Source organism: Deferrisoma camini S3R1 (genome assembly GCF_000526155.1).
Classification (GTDB): Bacteria; Desulfobacterota; Deferrisomatia; order Deferrisomatales; family Deferrisomataceae; genus Deferrisoma; species Deferrisoma camini.
In genome coordinates, this window is record NZ_JAFN01000001.1 from 743,285 (window position 1) to 758,552 (window position 15,268).

The 15,268-nt window shown below is 68.9% G+C and carries 13 protein-coding genes; 9 read left to right on the plus strand and 4 right to left on the minus strand.

Translation table 11 applies throughout. The features are described 5' to 3' along the window. Positions 1-8 precede the first annotated feature (8 nt). The gene (locus tag DEFCA_RS0103185; protein WP_025321596.1) at positions 9-545 is read right to left on the minus strand and encodes a Slp family lipoprotein; all 537 of its coding nucleotides are present in this window, start codon (positions 543-545) and stop codon (positions 9-11) included. A gap of 257 nt (positions 546-802) precedes the next feature. Between DEFCA_RS0103185 and DEFCA_RS0103190 the strand changes: the two genes are divergently transcribed. After that, complete coding sequence (locus DEFCA_RS0103190) at positions 803-2,449, plus strand: nucleotide sugar dehydrogenase (protein WP_025321597.1); 1,647 nt, start codon at positions 803-805, stop codon at positions 2,447-2,449. A 172-nt stretch (positions 2,450-2,621) separates the two neighbouring features. Here the strand turns inward: DEFCA_RS0103190 and bioD are convergent, their stop codons facing one another. Genes bioD through bioB form a run of 3 tightly spaced genes read right to left on the minus strand, consistent with a single transcriptional unit; the run spans position 2,622 to position 5,502 of the window. After that, the gene (gene bioD, locus DEFCA_RS0103195; RefSeq protein ID WP_025321598.1) at positions 2,622-3,317 is read right to left on the minus strand and encodes a dethiobiotin synthase; all 696 of its coding nucleotides are present in this window, start codon (positions 3,315-3,317) and stop codon (positions 2,622-2,624) included. Continuing rightward, positions 3,314-4,501, minus strand: a complete 1,188-nt coding sequence (bioF, locus tag DEFCA_RS0103200; protein ID WP_029733478.1) for an 8-amino-7-oxononanoate synthase — start codon at positions 4,499-4,501, stop codon at positions 3,314-3,316. The genes bioD and bioF overlap by 4 nt, the downstream gene beginning before the upstream one ends. Continuing rightward, a complete protein-coding gene (gene bioB, locus DEFCA_RS0103205) occupies positions 4,501-5,502 on the minus strand; it encodes a biotin synthase BioB (RefSeq protein ID WP_025321600.1) in 1,002 nt (333 codons plus the stop codon). Before bioB ends, bioF begins: the two co-directional genes overlap by 1 nt. Before the next feature lie 558 nt (positions 5,503-6,060). Here bioB and DEFCA_RS0103210 point away from each other — a divergent pair. The 8 genes from DEFCA_RS0103210 (at position 6,061) to DEFCA_RS0103240 (ending at position 15,256) form a co-directional block, all read left to right on the plus strand. Next, positions 6,061-8,073 (plus strand): hypothetical protein, encoded by a 2,013-nt coding sequence (locus DEFCA_RS0103210; protein WP_025321601.1) that lies wholly within the window; start codon positions 6,061-6,063, stop codon positions 8,071-8,073. Between the two features lie 234 nt (positions 8,074-8,307). Next, positions 8,308-9,669, plus strand: coding sequence for a TIGR03087 family PEP-CTERM/XrtA system glycosyltransferase (locus DEFCA_RS22865; protein ID WP_035802869.1), 1,362 nt, complete (start codon positions 8,308-8,310; stop codon positions 9,667-9,669). Next, positions 9,666-10,718 carry a FemAB family XrtA/PEP-CTERM system-associated protein gene (locus tag DEFCA_RS0103220; protein WP_025321603.1) on the plus strand — a complete coding sequence of 351 codons (1,053 nt, stop codon included), beginning with the start codon at positions 9,666-9,668 and terminating at the stop codon, positions 10,716-10,718. The genes DEFCA_RS22865 and DEFCA_RS0103220 overlap by 4 nt, the downstream gene beginning before the upstream one ends. 31 nt (positions 10,719-10,749) lie before the next feature. Next, a complete protein-coding gene (locus DEFCA_RS0103225; protein WP_084318724.1) occupies positions 10,750-12,600 on the plus strand; it encodes an asparagine synthetase B family protein in 1,851 nt (616 codons plus the stop codon). A gap of 45 nt (positions 12,601-12,645) precedes the next feature. Then, positions 12,646-13,017, plus strand: coding sequence for a four helix bundle protein (locus tag DEFCA_RS0103230; protein WP_025321605.1), 372 nt, complete (start codon positions 12,646-12,648; stop codon positions 13,015-13,017). A gap of 71 nt (positions 13,018-13,088) precedes the next feature. Continuing rightward, positions 13,089-14,333, plus strand: a complete 1,245-nt coding sequence (locus DEFCA_RS0103235) for a TIGR04063 family PEP-CTERM/XrtA system glycosyltransferase (RefSeq protein WP_025321606.1) — start codon at positions 13,089-13,091, stop codon at positions 14,331-14,333. A 36-nt stretch (positions 14,334-14,369) separates the two neighbouring features. Continuing rightward, on the plus strand, positions 14,370-14,765 hold the full coding sequence (locus DEFCA_RS24630; protein WP_407919184.1) for a nucleotidyltransferase family protein: 396 nt from the start codon (positions 14,370-14,372) through the stop codon (positions 14,763-14,765). Positions 14,766-14,923: 158 nt separating this feature from the next. Then, complete coding sequence (locus DEFCA_RS0103240; protein WP_025321607.1) at positions 14,924-15,256, plus strand: four helix bundle protein; 333 nt, start codon at positions 14,924-14,926, stop codon at positions 15,254-15,256. Positions 15,257-15,268: the final 12 nt, after the last annotated feature.

The window sequence follows — 15,268 nt, forward strand, 5'->3', positions numbered from 1 at the left end:
CAGCCTCCCTACCACCACCACGGCCGGGTGCCCACGGCCGGGTCGTACCAGGGGGGGTACCACAGCTCCTGCCGGGCGAAGGGGGTGCGGGCCATCTCCCGCCGGGTCCAGGCCCGCACCTCCGAGGCCGTCACCGCCAGGTATCTGCGCTTCGCCTCGCCCTCGGAGCGCTCCACCACGCCCGCGATCTCCCCCACCACCGTGACCGGCCGGCCGGGGGCGAAGAGCCGGCGGTCCAGGTCGGCTCCGCAGGTCACGAGGATCCGGCCGCGACCCAGCAGATCGAGCCGGGGCCGGTCCCAGCCGTCGATCGGCTTGTGGAGGAGCACGATCTCGGTCGTCCCGTTCTTCCTGTTCAGCTCCTGGACCACCCCGCCGATCACCACGAACCGGCCCACGCGGTTGGGCGCCTCGGCCAGCAGTTGCTCGTACCTCGGGGGGACCTCGTCGTCCGTGCGCAGGTCGAGCCGACCTGCGCACCCTGCCGCGCACACGGCCACCGCCACCACCGCGGCCAGCCTGCCCATCCGGGCCCGTGCTCCCATGGGGCCTCCTCCGGAAAAGGGGTGTGTTCCTCCGTATCGGTTCGCGCGCCCGCCGAGATGAGGGCGTGCGCTTGCCCCGCACCCCCTTTTCTCCTACCATCCGGGCGTTGCGCGGGCACGACGGGGGGGGCCCGCCCGCGCCCGTACCCGGGCTTTGGCGCGGTTCGAGAGCCGCCCCGCCGCCGAGCTGCCCAGCGAACGCGAAGCGTCCCAACGATTCACGCTTCACGGCACTTCCCACCCGAAGGAGGGGTCCCATGAGCATGCTCTACTCCGTCAGCCCCGACGGCGAGCGGTTCCCGCTGCCCGACACCGAGGACTACCAGACCGAGTTCGCCCGGCTCGAGCGCCTGGCGGCCGAGCAGCGGGCCCTGGGTCGGGAGGTCGTGGTGGTGGTGGGCGTGGGGTTCGTGGGCGCGGTCATGGCCGCGGTGGTGGCCGACGCCGAGGACGCCGAGGGCAACCCCACCAAGTTCGTGATCGGCATGCAGCGCCCGAGCGTGCGCAGCTACTGGAAGATCCCGCTCCTGAACCGGGGCCTGTCGCCGGTCAAGTCCGAGGACCCCAAGGTGGACGAGCTGATCCGCCGGTGCGTCCACGACAAGAAGACCCTCACCGCCACCTTCACCTACGACGCCCTGAAGCTGGCCGATGTGGTGGTGGTGGACGTCCAGTGCGACTACCTCAAGGAAGACCTGGGCAACGTGCGAAACGGCCGGGCCGATATGGCGGCCCTGGAGCAGTCCCTGGAGATCATCGCCCAGCACATCCGGCCCGATGCCCTGGTGCTGATCGAGACCACCGTGGCCCCGGGCACCACCGAGCAGGTGGCCTACCCGATCATGCGCAAGGTGTTCCGGCGGCGGGGCATCGAGTCCGACCCGCTGCTGGCCCACAGCTACGAGCGGGTCATGCCGGGCCGGCAGTACGTGGACTCGATCCGCAACTTCTGGCGGGTGTGCAGCGGCATCAACGACGAGGCCCGGGACCGGGTGGTGCGGTTCTTGAGCGACGTTCTCAACGTGGACGAGTACCCGCTGACCGTGCTCGACCGGCCCATCGAGTCCGAGACCGCCAAAATCGTGGAGAACAGCTTCCGGGCCACGATCCTGGCGTTCCTCCACGAGTGGAGCCTGTTCGCCGAGCGAAACGGCGTGGACCTGATCAAGGTGATCGAGGCGATCAAGGTGCGGCCCACCCACTCGAACATCATCTTCCCGGGCCCGGGCATCGGCGGGTACTGCCTGCCCAAGGACGGAGGGCTCGGGGTGTGGGCCTACCACCACATCCACGGGTTCGAGGACGACATCTTCCGGATCACCCCGCTGGCCATCGACATCAACGACACCCGGGCCCTGCACGCCTCCCAGTTGGTGCGCGACGCGCTGCGCAACATGGGCCGGCCCGTGGCCGCGGCCGAGGTGCTGGTGCTCGGGGCCTCGTACCGCGAGGACGTGGGCGACACCCGCTACAGCGGGTCCGAGCTCCTGGTGCGCCGGCTCGCCGAGATGGGCGCCGAGCCCCGTGTCCACGACCCCTACGTGGACCACTGGTGGGAGTTCGAGAAGCAGGACGAGTACCCCTCGCCCGAGTACAGCTGGAAGCGGTTCTTCCGCAACCAGGAAAAGCTCAAGGAGCTCCGGGTGGAGAAGGACCTGGGCCAGGCCCTGGCAGGGGCCGACGCCGTGGTGTTCGCCGTGCGCCACGCCCCTTACCTCGACCTGGACCCGGACGAGGTGGTCGCCCGAACCGGCCAGCCCGTGGCCGTGATCGACTGCTTCGGCATCCTCGACGACGCCAAGATCCGGCGTTACTTCGAGCTGGGCTGCGAGGTCAAGGGCCTGGGCCGCGGCCACGTGAAACGGATCAAGGACGAGGTGAGGGCGGGAGGGCTAGGAGGTTAGGCGGCGGGACGCTCTTTGCCCCCTGGGCGCCAGGGCAGTGGCTCCCTCTCCCCCCCCGGGGGGGAGAGGGCCGGAGTGAGGGGGAGCAAGTCCGACCCACGACCAACGCAACGACCTGTGGCCTTTCCAACGATTCACGATTGACGATTCACGATTTACGGAAGTTTTCGACCTACGACGAACGGCAGTACTCCAGCCTCCCCATGATTTTCCTTAGCACCCGTTCCGGCAGCTCCGTGGCCCCGTGGGGGAGCACCCCCAGGAGCCGGGCCTCGGGGTAGCCCGCCAGCACGTCGGGGTTGGTCTCCTCCGCCACGGTGACGGGCGGTTGGGTGGCCGAGAGCACGGTGCCCAGCAGGGGGATGCCCCGGTCCCGGAGGTGCCGGGCCGAGAGCAGGGTGTGGTTGATCGTGCCCAGGCCCAGGCGGCCCACCAGGAGCACCGGCAGCCCCCGGGCCTCCACCCAGTCGGCGAACAGCACCCCCTCGGCCAGGGGCACCAGCAGGCCGCCGGCCCCCTCCACGATCACCCAGTCGTGGGCCGCTGCCAGCGCCTCCATGCACCGGTCCAGCACCGCCGGGTCCACGGCCCGGCCCTCCCTCCGGGCCGCCACGGCCGGGGCCAGGGGCTCGCGGAATCGGTAGGGGCAGATCCGGTCCAGGGGCTCCGCGCACCCGGAGGCCCGCACCAGGGCCAGGGCGTCACCGGGCCGGTCCGGGGCCTCGCACCCGGTCTCGGCCGGCTTGAACACCCCCACCCGCGCGCCCCGGTTCCGCAGGGCCTGGGCCAAGGCCGCGGCCACCCGGGTCTTGCCCACGCCGGTGTCCGTGCCGGCCACCACGACCACCCGGGCCCGCGAGGGGCTCACGCCTGGGCCTCCGGGGCTTGGCGGGCGGCCGGGTCGGACCGGAGCAGGTCGGCCAGGGCCTCCGTGAGGGCGTCGATGTCGGCCGGGTCGTGCTCGGAGCTGACCGTGATCCGCAGCCGGCTGGTGCCCTCCGGCACGGTGGGCGGCCGGATCGGGTGCACCCAGAACCCCCTCTCCCACAGCCGCTCGCTCCAGGCCAGGGCCGCCCGGTTTCCGCCGAGGATCACCGGCACGATGGGGGTGGGCAGGTCGGGCACCGCGAACCCGGCCTCCTGGAGCCCCCGGCGCAGCCGCCGGGTGTTGGCCGCCAGGCGCTCGACGCGCTCGGGCTCGGTCCCCAGGACCTCCAGGGCGGCTCCGGCCGCGCCCAGCACCGGCGGCGGGATCGCGGTGGTGTAGATGAGGCTGCGGGCCCGGTTCACCAGCAGATCCCGCACGGCCTTCGGCCCGGCCACGAACGCGCCGAACGCGCCCAGGGCTTTGCCCAGGGTGCCCATGACCACCAGGCCCTCGGGCCGGATCCCGAAGTGGTGGGCCGTGCCCTGGCCCCCGCCCACCACGCCGGTGGCGTGGGCATCGTCCACCACCACGATGGCGCCGTGCTCCCGGGCCGCTTCCATGATCTCCGGCAGGGGGGCCAGGTCCCCATCCATGCTGAACACGCCGTCGGTCACCACCACCTTCCGGCTGGTGCCGGCGTGGGCCCGCAGGCGCCGCTCCAGGTCGGCCGGGTCGGCGTGGCGGTACACCTCCACCCGGGCCCGGGCCAGCCGGCAGCCGTCCACGATGGAGGCGTGGTTGAGCTCGTCCGAGAGGATCACCCCGCCCCGGCCCAAGGCCGTGAGCACCCCCAGGTTGGCCTGGTACCCCGAGTTGAACAGCACCGCCGCCTCGCACCCCTTGAGCCGGGCCAGGTCCTGCTCCAAGGCCGCGTGCAGGCCCAGGGTGCCGGTGATGAGCCGGCTCGCGCCCGCGCCGGCTCCCCACCGGCGGGCCGCCCGGGCCGCGCCCTCGGCCAGCCGCGAGTCGGCCGCCAGGCCCAGGTAGTCGTTGGACGAGAAGCACAGCATCTCCCGGCCGCCCACCCGGACCCGGGCCCCGCAGGGGCCCTCCAGGGGGCGCAGCGTGCGGTAGCTGTCGGAGGCCCGCAGGGCCTCCAGCTCGTCCCGCACCCAGGCCGGGATCACAGGCCCCTCCCGCTCCCCTCGGCCACCGGCCGGAAGCCCAGGTCCCGCACCATCTTCAGGTCCTGGTCGGGGTGGCGGCCCGCCGTGGTGAGGTAGTGGCCCACCATCATGCCGTTGGCCCCGGCGTAGAAGATCCACGAGGCCAGGTCCCCCAGGTTGCGGTCGCGGCCCGCGCACACCTTGATCGTGGCCCTGGGCAGCAGGAACCGGTACACGGCCACGATCTTGAGGCACTCCAGGGGCGGCAGCGGGGGCATGCTCTCCAGGCGGGTGCCCTGGACCGGCACCAGGAAGTTCAGGGGCACGCTGTCCACCTCAAGCTCCCGCAGGGTCAGGGCCATCTCCACCCTCTGGGCCCGGCTCTCGCCGATGCCGAAGATCCCGCCCGAGCAGGTCATGAACCCCAGGCGCTTGGCCGTGCGCACGGTCTCCACGTCGTCGTCGTAGTCGTGGGTGGTGCAGATCTCGGGGAAAAAGCTCCGGGCGGTCTCCAGGTTGTGGTGGTAGCCCCGGAGGCCAGCCTCCCACAGCCGCCGGAGGGCCTCCTCGGACAGGATGCCCAGGCTCGCGCAGGGGCTCACCTCCCCTTCGGCCGCGATGCGCCGCACGGCCTCGCACACCCGGTCGAGCTCGGGCCCCTCGCCCACGGCCGTGCCGCTGGTCACGATGCCGAACCGGTTCGCACAGATGCCGGCCCCCTCCCGGGCCGCGGCCACGATCTCGTCGGGGTTCTTCAGGTCGTACACCGGCGCCTCGGTCCGGTGATGGGCCGACTGGGCGCAGAAGGCGCAGTCCTCGGGGCACCGGCCGCTCTTGGCGTTCACGATGCCGCACAGCTCCACGTCGTACCCCTTGAACCTCCGGGCGACCCGGTTGGCCGAGGGGAACAGGTCGTACACCTCGGGCCCCTCGAGCTCCATGAGCTCCACGGCCTCCTCGGCCGTGACCTGCCCCCCGTCGTAGATCCGCTGCTCCAGCGCCTCGATCCGCTCTCGCATCCGTGGCCTCCCAGAAAGAACCGCCGCCCCGCGGGCGGCGCGAACGCCCGTAGGTAGCACGGGGAAGGGCATGCCGTCAACCAAAAGAGCGGCGTTGGTTGACGGTGGTGCTTTCGGCTCCGCCGGAGTGGAACATGGCGTAACAGGGTGGGAAGAAAAGTTCTTAGGGTGGGGCAGTTGGACGTTGGGACGGCAGGACGCTAGGAAGTAGAAGCGTGCTCCTGCAGGCGATCCCGGGCAGGAGGCCCGGTCAGCGGACGCGAAGCGTCCGAACGATTCACGATTCACGATTCACGATTTACGATTTACGATTTACGAATCCCCCGGCCCCCCTCTTGCATCCCCGACGGCCCTCGGTGTTCCGCCCGTCTTCCCTGGGAGCCCCCATCGGCCCCGGCGGGGCCCTACAACGGAGAAGGGTCACTTGCGTTGGTCCGGGGCGAGCTAGAGACTAGAAACTAGAGACTAGAGACTAGAACGTATGGGAATCCGGGAGGTTTTCAAACCTCCCAGCGTCCCAGCGTCCTAGCGTCCCAACGGAAGTTGCATGGAGCTCGATTGAGACTTCTGTCGGTTCTCCTCGTGTTCGCCGCGTCGCTGGTCCTGACCGGGCCGGCCGGGGCGGGGGTGCGGCCGAGCCAGGTGCTGGTCCTGTACAACGCCGACTGGTCCGGCGACGCGCCCCTCACCGACCCGGGGCCCGACTCCCGGGAGATCGCCGAGCTCTACGTGGCCCGGCACACCGACCCCGCCACCGGCGAGCGGCCGTACCTGCTGGGCCTGCGGTGCCGGCATCGCATGGGCCACCTGAACGGGCCCCACCTGGTGGAGGAGAGCCGGGACAACGGGGCCGGGGTGGTGCTGCGGGGCGAGGGGAGGGCGGCCGCGCCCGCGGGCGAGGTGCGGGACAGCCGGCTGGTGGAGCTGGTGCTGCCGAAGACCGAGGCGGGGTGGCGGTTCGACACGCTGCGGGTGGTGCTTTGGCCGGAGAAGGGTGACCCGGTCGTGGTGGTGGACCGGGGCCGGAGCCGGTTTCCGAAGCGGGTGTCGGTGCAGGAGGAGGGCAAGTGGAACGTGCGCCTGAACGGCCGGTCGTTCCTCACGGGCCCGCTCACGGCCGAGGCCTCCATCGAGGACACCACGGACAAGGTGCACACCTGGACGGCCCGGTACGCCGACATCCTCGACGTGTCGTGCAGCCGCACCGGCGCCGACGGCGTGCCCGACGACCGGAACTTCGAGGAGGACGTGGCCGAGCCGGTGCGCCGGTTCCTGGAGGACCCGGCCAACGCGCGGCCCGACGGCACCCTGCTCAAGGACCACGTGCTGTTCCTGGTGGTGTGCTACGGCCTTCCCAAGACGGCCGCGGCCACCTACGGCATCGCCCGGGGGGTCACCGCGAGCCGGGGGGACCACGGCCCGGCCGTGTCCTTGGAGCAGCGTCTCCAGCTCCTCTACTACGACGTGGAGGGGGCCCTGGGGTTCGTGCCCCGGCCCCACCGGTTCAACGGCCGAAACCCGTTCACGGCGTACCTGTTCCGGGCCCCCCAGGCCTGGCCCCTGTACGGCAAGCGGGTCAACCCGTTCCTCCACCCCCTGGCGTACAAGAAGGACAAGGGGAGCCTGGACGCGCTCCCAGACCCCCTGCGGTTCACCCCCCAGAACCGGGCCCGGTTCCCGGGCCGGCACCTCTACTTCGCCATGCGGGTGGACGGCACCACCCCCCTGGAGGCCCGGGGCCTGATCGACCGGGCGGTCTACGCTATCCGGTACGCGGGGCCGGCGATGGGGGTATTGTCGGGGGTTACTTTGTCGAAAAATGAGGAGCGGGTGGGAAGCGTTGACCGCAATCGGGCTGGCGTTCTTTTGTGGGCCCGAGGCTACAGGCATGTTTACTATCGCTATACGAGCAGCCAGCGCCTCGCTCTTTTTACCCTCAGACCGGGGTCTGGCTTCTGGAATCAGACCGACGTGTACCTGCCCGGAGGAGTCCAGGGCACGGTGATCTCGAACAACGGTTGGAACCGCAGGACTGCGGCTATGGTGCGGGCTCTGGCCCGTGGGGTGACGGTCACCGTTGGCGCGGCTCGGGTGTATAACGGCGCCCCCCACATCCACGACAAGAGCTGGTGGGACGACGAGATCCTCTACCCGCTCCTGCTCCGGGGGTACACCGTGGGCGAGGCCCTGCTGGCCAACCAGATGCACCTGGAGTGGATCACCACGTTCGTGGGCGATCCGCTGTACCGCCTGCCCTCGGAGCCCGAACCGGACACCCGGCCTCCCTCGATCGCTTCAGGCGGGGTGCGCACCTACCGATACCTGACCGAGGAGGGCAAAAAGGCCCTGTGGGTCGCCGTGGACCTGGACCAGACCCGGGGCCCCGAGGTGGCCCAGATGCGGCTCACGGCCGGCGACCAGACCGCCGTGTGCCAGACCTTCGAGGCCCGGCCTTACGTCAGCCTGCTCCGGACCGACGCCGTGGACCGGGGCCCGTGGAAGATCGAGCTCCTGGACCCGTACGGGAATCGGAGCGAAACCGTGTGGACGTTGGGACGGATGGGGCCGTAAGTCGTGAATCGTGAATGGTGAATGGTGAATGGTGAGTCGCAGGTCGTTGGTCGTTGATCGTTGGTCGTGGGGCTTCGCCCCTCACGACCCGCGGCAGTTCCAACGATTCACGATTTACGATTCACGGTAGTTCACAACGGCAGTGCACACGACAAACGACCTCCGACGAACGACCTGCGGCAGTGGTCCCGTCCACACGTTTCACCGCGCACGACGCCGAGCAAAGGAATCGGTTTGACCAAGAACCTTCTGTTCATAGCCCACCGGGTTCCGTATCCCCCGGACAAGGGAGAGAAGATCCGGGCGTTCCATCAGATCCGGCATCTCGCCGGAAAGGGATGGAAGGTTCACCTGGTTGCCCTCGCGGACCGGCCGGAGGATGCTGAGTCCTGGGGCGCCTTGAAGCGCTGGTGCGCATCGGTGTTCTGCGAGGTCGTGGATGCGCGGTACCAGAAGTTTCGGTGCCTCGCGGCTCCGTTTCTCCGGCGTCCGCTGTCCGTTCCCTATTTTCACCGTAGAGTCCTGCAGCGAAGGGTGGACCAGATCCTGGAGCAACGCCCGATCAGGGCGGTGTTCTGTTACTCGGGTGCCACGGCCGAGTACGTGTTCCGCTCGAAAATCCTGCGGCTGTCCGAGCGGCTCGGAGGTCCGGTCGCCGGAAGGCCCCAACGCCGCTCCACCAGGGTTGGACCCCCGGGTCAGCCTCCCAGCCTTCCGGCGTTCCAGCCTTTCAGCGACGAGCCGCGGAGCCCGCGGCTCGTCATGGACCTCGTGGACGTGGACTCGGACAAATGGGCCCAGTACGCCCGCTGGAACCCCTGGCCGTGGAAGGTCGTCTACCGGCTGGAGTCGATCCTCCTTTCCCGCTACGAACTCGCCGTGGCGCGGGCGTTCGACGTCGTGACCCTGGTCTCTCCGGCCGAGGCGGAGCTGTTTCGGGGAAGGGTCGGCCCGGAGGCGCGGGTAGAGGCGCTGGCCAACGGCGTGGATCTCGAGTATTTCCGGCCCGGGGCGGTTGCCGAAGGGGACGCCGAGGCTGCCCTAGGCGGTTCCGAGATCGCCTTTTGCGGCGCCATGGACTACTACCCCAACGTGGACGCGGTGGTCTGGTTCGCAAACCGGGTGTTGCCGCTCGTTCGTGGCGAGGTGTCAGATGCGCGGTTCGTGATCGTGGGCTCGAGTCCGGCGCCAGCCGTGCAGGAACTGGCCAAACTCCCGGGGGTGGAGGTGACCGGACGTGTCGAAGACGTTCGGCCCTTTGTCGCCGGGGCCCAGGTGTCCGTTGCTCCCATCCGCATCGCCCGGGGCGTGCAGAACAAGGTGCTCGAAGCCATGGCCATGGGGAAGCCGGTGGTGGCAAGCCCCCAGGCCCACGAGGGTATCGACGCTTCGCCCGGGGTACACCTCCGGGTATGCGAGTTGCGTCCAGAGGGGTTTGCGAATGAGGTGGTTGCGTTGCTGAGAGATCCAGAGCTTCGCTTTGAGTTGGGTCGGCGCGCCCGGGAGCGTGTGGAGGAGGTGTACCGGTGGGATCGGTGCTTGGAGCCTCTGGAGGTTTTGCTCACCGGGAACTCGCCCAGGGAGACACGAGCATGACCGAGAGCGGGCTTATCGTCTCATACCTGCGAACGGGGGAGGAGCCGGAATGGAACGCGTACGTGGAGCGCCATCCCTTGGGCAGCCCATACCACCTCACCGCGTGGCGGGACGCCATCGAGCAGACCTTCGGTCACGAGGCCAGATACCTGACGGCGCGCAGGGGGGGCGTGATGGTGGGCGTGCTGCCCCTCTTCCACGTGCGTTCCCTGCTGTTCGGCTCGATGCTGGTGTCCGTGGCGTTCGCCGTGTACGGCGGGGTCCTGGCAGACGACGAAGACGCAGCCCGGGCCCTGGAGGACGCGGCGGTCGGTTTGGCTGAGTCCCTGGGGGTGGACTACCTCGAGCTTCGAGATCGGGTGGACCGCACCGATCGGGGCGGCACTCGAAAGGATCTCTACGTGACGTTCCGAAAGCCGCTTCCCGGCTCGCCCGAGGAGGTTCTGGGGCAGATCCCGCGGAAGACGCGGCGGATGGTGCGGTTGGGCATCAAGGCCGGACTCGTGGGGGAGCTGGGGCGTGGGGCCCGGATGGTGGACGAGTTCTACCGGCTTTTCGCGCTGAACCTGCGAAAACTGGGCACCCCGGCCTTTCCGAAGACCCTGATCCAGAACCTCCTCGCGGCGTTCGGGGAACGGGCCGACATCCTGGTGGTTCGAACGCCCGAAAAGCGGCCCGTGGCCGCGGTGCTGAACCTCTACTTCCGAGACGAGGTGTTGCCGTACTACAGCGGCGCGACGCCCGAGGCGCAGCCCCTGGGCGGCAACAATTTCCTCTACTATGACCTCATGGTGAAAAGTATCGAGCGGGGCCACCGAATCTTCGATTTCGGTCGGAGCAAGGCCGACACGGGGCCCTACCACTTCAAGCGGCACTTCGGGTTCGAGCCCGAGCCGCTCCCATACCGGTTCCACCTGGTGCGGGCCCAGGCCCTGCCGGACCTGAACCCGACGAATCCCAAGTACCGCAAGGCCATCGAGGCGTGGAAGCGCCTTCCCCTGGCCCTCACGACCTGGATCGGCCCCCGCATCGTCCGGGGCATCCCGTAGCCGTTGCCGTTCTCGAGGGAGACACGAATTCATGCCGTTTCGCGTTCCAGTGGGTGGTTTCGTCGTCGTTGCGGGGGCCGATGCTCGGATTCCCCCCGGCACCGGGCCGGCGCCGGATCGGGAGTGCCGGTCCGACGGGGTGGGGGGAGCGGTCTGGGCAGAGTTCCCGGGGCAGGGTATGTGGGAGGGAGAAGGCCTGCTCGTGGCCCACGATCTGGATCTCACGAACGAGAGGGCACTCCGGCAGGAGTTGGGGCTTGGTGGGGGCGAGTCACCGGCTGCCGGCGAGCTCCTGGCCCGGGCGTACCGGGCGTGGGGCGTGGGCATGGCGGACCGGCTGAGGGGGGCGTTCGCCTTTGCCGTATGGGACCCCCAGGCGCGCACCTTGTTCGCGGCCACCGACCCCTACGGCATCCGGCCCGTGGTGTATGCCGAGGTGCCGGAGGGGCTGGTGGTCGGCTCCCGCATCCGCCACGTGCTGCTCCACCCCGACGTGGATCGCGCCCTCGACCCCGACGCGATCTACCAGTACCTCTTCTTCTCCGCGATCCCCTCGCCCCACACCGTCTACCGGGGGGTGCGCAAGCTCGAGCCGGGCCACTGGATCCGATGGACTCCCGAGGGTTGGAAGGTGGGGCGGTACTACGACATCCGGTACCGGCCCGACCGGAGCGTGGACGAGGGGTACTGGCGCCGCGCCATCCCCCTGGAGGTGCGGAGGGCGGTGGGCCGGTTCGTGCCGCTCTCCGATCCGGACCGCACGGGCTGCTTCCTGTCGGGCGGTACCGACTCGAGCTCGGTGGCGGGGTACTACACCCGGCTCGCGGGCCGGCCGGCCCGCACCTTCTCGATCGGGTTCGACGAGCCCGGGTACAACGAGCTCGACTACGCCCACACCGCGGCCCGCCACTTCGGCACCGAGCAGCACGACGCGTTCGTGACCCCGGCCCAGGTGCTGGAGCTCCTGGAGCACCTGCCCTCCGTGTACGACGAGCCGTTCGGCAACTCCTCGGTGATCCCCACCTACTACTGCGCCCGCTTCGCCCGGGAGCACGGGGTGGAGGTGCTGCTGGCCGGCGACGGCGGCGACGAGATCTTCGGCGGAAACGAGCGCTACGTCACGAATCTGGTGTTCGAGCGGTACCGCCGGATTCCCGGGCCCCTCCGAAAGGGGGTGATCGAGCCCCTGGTCCGGGCGCTTCCCGGCCGGGGGGTGGTGTACAAGGCCCAGCGGTACATCCGGCGGGCCAACATCCCGAACCCCGATCGGTTCTACTCGTACAACCTGCTGTACGAAGAAGGGGCGGCCCGGGTGTTCCGGCCGGAGTTCCTGGACCAGGTGGATCCGGAGAGCTTCCTGCGCCTGGCCCGGCGCCACTATGCCGCGGCCGCCCCGGCCCACGACACGGACCGGCTGCTCTACCTGGACATGAAGTTCACCATCACCGACAACGACCTGCGCAAGGTCACCCAGATGACCGAGGCGGCCGGGGTGCGGGTGCGCTACCCCCTCCTGGACCGGGACCTGGTGGACTTCACGGCCACCATCCCCCCGGAGCTCAAGGTCAGACCGGGGCGGAACCGCTACGTCTTCAAACGGGCCATGGACGGGTTCCTCCCCCGGGAGATCATCGAGAAAACGAAGCACGGATTCGGGCTGCCGGTGGGGCCCTGGTTCGCCCGCCACCCCCAGCTGAACGCCCTCGTGCGCGACGCCTTGCTCACCCCCAGCGCCCACATCCGCGACTGGATCCGCCCCGAGTTCCTCGAAGAGCTCCACCAGGGCCTCTACGGCGACAGCCCCTCCTACGCCGGCGGCAACCTGTGGGTGTTCTTGGTGCTTGAAATGTGGATGCGAAAGGCCGTGAATCGTAAGTCGTGAATCGTGAATCGTAAATCGTGAATCGTGGGATGGGGGGTGGCAGAGATGGCGGCGGATCGACCGCACAAGAGGCTGGATGCATGGAATCTATCGATGGAGTTGTGCCGGGAGGTCTACGCGCTTTGTCAGCGATTGCCCCGGGAGGAAAGGTACGGGCTCGGGGCGCAGATGAAGCGCGCGGCGGTGTCGGTGCCGAGCAACATCGCGGAAGGGGCGGCAAGGGGCACCTCCAAAGAGTTTGCTCATTTTTTGTCGGTTGCCCAGGGATCGCTCGCGGAACTGGACTCCCAGTTGGAGCTTTGCAGCGCATACCTGGGGCTCATAGACCGGGAAGAGGCGGCAAAAGTTCTTGAGAAAGCAGCCCGTGTGGGGCGCATGATCACCGCTCTTCGTCGCTCGTTGGAGCACCGAAAGTAAAGCCCTGAGATTCACCGCCGACCCCGTCGGCTCAACCATTCACCATTCACGATTTACGATTCACGGTCCCAATGAAGATCATACATCTCCTCGACCACAGCCTTCCCCTCCACAGCGGCTACACCTTCCGGAGCCGGAACATCCTGTTGTGCCAATTGCGGCAGGGTCTCCGTCCGGTGGCCGTGACGTCCCCGAAACACGAGGCGGCTTGGAGCGGGGAGTGGCGGCCAAAGGAAGAGTTCGACGGAATCGCCTACCACCGATCCGGACCGGTCTCCGGGCGGGTGCCGGTCTGGGCTGAGATCCGGCTGATGGCCCGGAGCCAGACCAAGGTGCGAGAAGTCGCCCGGGAGGAGTCTCCCGCCGTGATCCACGCCCACAGCCCGGTGCTGAACGCGTTTCCAGCGCTTCGGATCGGAAGGGAACGGCGCGTTCCGGTTGTGTACGAGATCCGGGCCTTCTGGGAGGACGCGGCCGTGGACCATGGCACCCACCGGGAGTGGGGGCTACGGTACCGGCTCACCCGGGCCCTCGAGACCCGGGCCTGCCGCCGGGCCGACGCAGTGGTGACCATCTGCGAGGGGTTGCGATCCGACCTGGTGTCGCGGGGCATCCCCTCGGAAAAGATTACCGTGGTGCCCAACGCTGTGGACCCCGAGGAGCTCCGGCCCGTGCCCCGCGACCCCGCCCTGAGGGCCCGCTGGGGGGTGGGGGAGGCCGACTTCGTGATCGGGTTCATCGGCTCGTTCTACCACTACGAAGGCCTCGACCTCCTCCTCCACGCCCTGGCCTACCTGAAGGAAGGAAGGGGTGACAACGATTCACGATTCACGATTCACGATTCACGCGCGCCCCGCGCGCTGCTGATCGGCGGCGGTCAGGAGGACGAGCGGCTCCGTGCCTTGGCCCAAGACCTGGGCGTGGCCGACCGGGTGGTGTTCGCCGGCCGCATCCCCCACGCCGAGGTGCCGGCCGCCTACGCGGCCTGCGACGCCCTGGTGCTGCCCCGAAAGTCGATCCGGCTCACCGAACTGGTCACTCCCCTCAAACCCCTGGAGGCCATGGCCCTGAACACCCCCGTCATCGCGAGCGACGTGGGCGGCCACAAGGAGCTCGTGCGGGACGGGGAGACCGGGCTCCTGTTCCCGGCGGGGGACCCGGCGGCCCTGGCCGACCGGATCCTGGCCCTGGCCCGGAGCCCGGATCTGGCGAACCGCCTCCGGGAGAACGGCCGCCGCTGGGTCACGGCCGAGCGCACCTGGAAACGAAACGGCGAGATTTATCGGGAGGTGTATGGGAAGACGTTGGGACGTTAGGACGTGGGGTCGTTGGTGCTCCGCGCGTTCGAGGGGGTGGACGCCGACGTGTTTCTGTTCGGCTCCCGGGCCACCGGAGGGGCATCGGAACATTCTGACTGGGACATCGGGTACCGGTGCGCGGCCGAGACGCCTCGTCGCGCCCTGGTCCGCGTGGAAGAAGAGCTGGAAGATCTCCCGGTCCCGACACCCTGTCACGACCACCGCGACGAACTGGGTGAGAGGGATGTAATGGCGAACGAGATCAGGACCCAGTGTCCGGACACGGTGCATCATCCGGGCACGCTACGGTCTTCCGGAGCAGTGACCCGGAGGGGTGTGTACCCCGTTTCCCTCTTCGCCTTCCCAAGGCACTCGATGTCACAGTGTAGGAAAAAAAGTTCCCTTCGTATCCGTCGGGCCGGGCCAAGAGCGGTATTCGTAAATAGGTAAATGGCGGGAGCGCCCGGGTCCCTGCGTCGCCCAAGCTCATACCGGCGCTGCAATCCCTTCTCTTCCTCTCCTTCCCCACGCCTTGGCATCTCTCTTGCAAAACACGCCTCCCGGTAAACGGCGGCGCCCAGAGGGTGGCCGGCAAAAGGCTGGGGCTCATGCACCTCGATCGCCCACACAAGAAATTGGACGCGTGGAAAGTGGCCCTGGAGCTGTGCAAGGAGGTCTATGTCCTTTGCGAGAGTCTGCCGCCGGACGAACGGTTTAGCATGGCCACGCAGTTGCGGCGCGTGGCGGTTTCGGTGCCAAGCAACATCGCGGAAGGGGCGGCAAGAGGTACCGTGAGGGAGTTCGCCCATTTCCTGTCGGTTGCTCAGGGCTCGCTCGCAGAACTGGACACCCAGTTGGAACTTTGCAGCGCATACCTGGGGCTCATAGACCGAGAAGAGGCGACAAAGGTTCTCGAAAAGCGGCCCGTGTGGGGCGCATGATCACCGCTCTCC